The 3,260-nt window shown below is 34.8% G+C and carries 3 protein-coding genes; all 3 read left to right on the top strand.

Annotation, left to right across the window (positions count from 1 at the left end; genetic code table 11):
* On the top strand, positions 1 to 736 hold a 736-nt coding region (locus D7V20_RS18765; RefSeq protein ID WP_147395814.1), incomplete at its 5' end, for a DUF2345 domain-containing protein.
* A 10-nt stretch (positions 737 to 746) separates the two neighbouring features.
* Complete coding sequence (locus tag D7V20_RS18760) at positions 747 to 2,459, top strand: hypothetical protein (protein WP_120385363.1); 1,713 nt, start codon at positions 747 to 749, stop codon at positions 2,457 to 2,459.
* Positions 2,460 to 2,468: 9 nt separating this feature from the next.
* Positions 2,469 to 3,260 (top strand): hypothetical protein (locus D7V20_RS18755; RefSeq protein WP_120385362.1); only part of this gene is annotated, 792 nt, incomplete at its 3' end.

Here is a 3,260-nt window from a genome sequence, read left to right as displayed (position 1 = left end):
AGAACAGATAGAACACAAGATTGCCAAATTTAACAAAGCCTTATTGCTCCTCAACTCACCTGATGGGATTGGACTCAGCACACAATCAGATATTCACCTGTCTGCAAATGGTCAAATGAATCATTATGCAGGCGACAGCATCAATGTGAGTACACAGAATAATTATATTGTGCATGCCTTAAACAAGATGAGTATGTTTGCAATACAGGATGTGAAGTGGGTTGCAGCCCAAGGTAAGTTTAGTATTCACGTACAATCGAATGGGATGGAAATTTTAGCCCAGGAAAAAATTCAAATCAGTTCTGTAGATGGTCAGATTGTAATTACTGCGCCAAATGGGATATCGATTAAGAGTAGAAATTCAGAAATTAAATTAGATGATGCGGGGATTGGATTGATCACCAGTCATGTGTTGGAACATCGAAGTGGGCAGCATGTGTTTAAAACTGGGGCAAAGGTGGAGAGTCATGTTCCTGTGTTGCCTCAATATAATAATCAAAATTGGATAGGGTTAGAATTATTAAATACTCTTAGGGAGCCATATGCAGATGTTAAGTACAAAATTCATTTTGAAAATAATCAAATTATTGAAGGAAAGCTAGTTTCAGATGGTAAGGCACATCATGATAATGTTCCTCAAAAAGCTATCAAGATCGAATATGAGTTTAATCCAGAAGATGAACCATGGCCCGATTATGAAGAATTATTTCAAGCAATAGAAAAAAATATAAAATAGAGAACATAATATGTCTAACTTTTTCGATGATATTTCAGATAATGCAAAAAAAATCAGAGATTCGGTTTCTAATAGTGTTTCAAATAGTATAGGGGGTGCCCAAAAACAAATTTCAGAAAGTACTGATATAATTAGAAAAAATATTGATCAAAATATTGATACGGCAAAAAAAGGCCTAGAAGCTGCACAAAAACAAATACAGGGTGTAGCACAAAAAACGACAGATGTACTAACTGAACAAACTTTAAAAAATGCATTGGCTTTTTTTTCATCTGCACAAAAAGGAAGTGAGGCTGCAAAAAATGTAGGCATCTGGTTATGGGAAGTACTAAAAGGAGATTTTCACGAAGATCCAACAGTTGGTCAAGTTGCAACTGGAATGGTTATTTCAATGATTCCTATCGTTGATCAAATTTGTGATGTACGTGATTTTTTTGCTTGCTCCATACAAGTTAGGAAAAAGCCTGATGATAATCTGCCGAAAGTTATGATGGTTATTACGATTATCGGAGTAGTTCCTACAATTGGTTCATTTGCTAAAGGTATGTTGAAAATTATACTTTCTGTCCTTCGGCGAAGTTTTAAAAATGTACCTACTAATTTCCATCGATTACCTGCATTTGATAAAAAAATAGATGAAACACTAGAGCATGCATTAAAGCAGGTGAGGATTTTTTTAAATAGGGCGGATGTGCAAAAGTATATTCAGTTTAAACGAATTGGAGATCCTTATAAATTTGTTGCTGGAAAAATTGAAGTACTTATCATAGAAGCTAATAAAAATAGCTTATTTGTTATTAAACAAGCTAAAACATTACTGGCAAAGTTTGATAAATTAATTGGTTATGTCCAACGAATGGGAGGAAACCATAGGTTGGTGCAAGAAGCGATTGCTGAGCAGAAAAAACTACAAGATTTTGTTCATAATAAGTTGCCTACATTACTAAAAAATAATGAAGTACATGCCGCTGTGATGAAGATTTTGCGAAAAACGCAACGACGTTTAGAAATTGAAAGTGATATGTCGTTTAGGGCAACTGTAAATACAAAAAATTTAGATAAAGTTTGGTTTCCATACTTAGATGAGTTGGAACAGATGAAAAAGAAAACCCCAAGCTGGGCGGATAAGAATGTTGTTTTAAAAAACCCAGCTCATTTAAATGCTAAGCCACCTGAAAAACAAGCGTACTTTTTAAATCAAGGTTATCCTGATATTGGTAGTGATTTTAAAACGTTTGCAAAAAATGCTGCTAAAGCCACTGAATTTAAAGAAGGAGAAGTATTGTATCGGGTTATTTCCCCAGGTTCTGCTGATAATTCAGTGTGTTGGATGCGAAAAACAGAATTTGAGAAATTAAAAAGCAAAGATGATTGGCGTCGTTACTTTGCAGTTTGGGGCAGTTGGAACAGCAATGGTGAATTTGTTACTTATACTGTACCTAAAGGTGGTCTAAAAGCTTGGGAAGGCAAAGCAGGCTCACAAGTGCTAGATACAGCAGGAAGAAAACCACAGACGATGTCACAACAGGATTGGAATGAAAAGATGGAGCAAGCCAAAGAGTTTTCTTTAGAGGGGGGCGCAATACAGATTGTACTTGACCCTAAAATGTTACAAGCATCCAATATCAGTGCACGTAAAAGTACTGGATGGGGTTATGGGGACAATCAGCTAGGTGCAATTGATATGGTTGGTGTACCCGTACTTAAAAATAATGTGAAATAGGATTAAAAAATGATTGAAATACAAAAATTAGAATTATTTCCTAAAGAAATATATGCAAATGAGCAATTTTTAACCTATGAGTATTACTATGAAACTGTAAAACTGTGGGAAGATTTAATTCATTATGCAGAAGGATTATTAGATAGATATAGTTCAAATTTAGTTGCAAACCACCGTTCACAACATCTTTCCCATCAAGCTGATTATGTGTGGGGTACGATAGTTTTGCCTAACTTTAAAGGCACATTAGATCATTTACAAAGTGGTTTAGAAGACTTAAAAGCAGGTTTCTTACCAATCCTTAGAAGAATGAGTAGCATAAATAATGATGTAATTGCTCAAGGTCGAGATTACCCTTGTGATTGGATGGATACAGTAGAAAAAGGTGCTGTACTTCGTTATAAAGCCAAAGAGCGTATTATTTCAATAAGAGCAACAAATATTTATGTGGTAAATAATTATCATAATATCCAGTGGGATTATAAAGATTTACTCAGCGAAGAACTTTTAATAGGGATAGATTTTCCTAATCCCTTGCCTGTATATCGTTTAAACTCAGCAGTGATGGTGAAAACAGGTGAGCCTATATTAGAAACAGGAATTTATCGTTCTATTGAACCATATTCTGCAAGTAGGTTTTTAATGCATGAAAAAAAAATGGGAGCCGAACATGATGAAGATTGGAGATTGGCACCAGAAGTAAGTGCTTTTAAAGATAACCCAAATAATTATACAGATGAGACATATGAATATCCTAGAGATATACCTACCACTTGGATTTTAGTTGAAAGAGTGGCCGAG

It is taken from the genome of Acinetobacter rongchengensis, from assembly GCF_003611475.1.
Taxonomy (GTDB): domain Bacteria; phylum Pseudomonadota; class Gammaproteobacteria; order Pseudomonadales; family Moraxellaceae; genus Acinetobacter; species Acinetobacter rongchengensis.
This window is presented reverse-complemented; position numbering and strand designations above follow the sequence as displayed.

Bases quoted from the DNA above. Each gene is read 5' to 3' on its own strand.
- D7V20_RS18760 (WP_120385363.1), top strand. From the start codon at position 747: ATGTCTAACTTTTTCGATGATATTTCAGATAATGCAAAAAAAATCAGA.